This window comes from Pseudoalteromonas aliena (assembly GCF_038155085.1).
Taxonomy (GTDB): Bacteria; Pseudomonadota; Gammaproteobacteria; order Enterobacterales; family Alteromonadaceae; genus Pseudoalteromonas; species Pseudoalteromonas aliena_A.
Genome location: NZ_JBAKAU010000231.1, coordinates 1 through 214, shown reverse-complemented (window position 1 = coordinate 214; position 214 = coordinate 1). Strand labels below are relative to the sequence as shown.

1 pseudogene is annotated in these 214 nt (G+C 40.7%); it reads left to right on the top strand.

Features of this window, described 5'->3' with window-relative positions:
* Window positions 1–214, top strand: a pseudogene (locus V6260_RS19190) (GGDEF domain-containing protein); the annotation flags it as partial.

The following is a 214-nucleotide window of genomic DNA, read 5'->3' as shown; positions in this document are numbered from 1 at the left end:
AAACACGCCAAGAACTAGAGTCACAAGTGGATGAACGTACTTTAGAGTTACAAGTTACTTTGAGACAGTTAGAAGAGAAAAACAGGGAGCTTGAACAGCTAAATACAGAAGACGCTTTAACAGGTGCAAAAAACCGGAGGTTTTTTCATAAGAAGCTTGTGATGCACCTACGCCGTTCTCGACGAGAGCAAACCACACTTAGTATTATAATGCT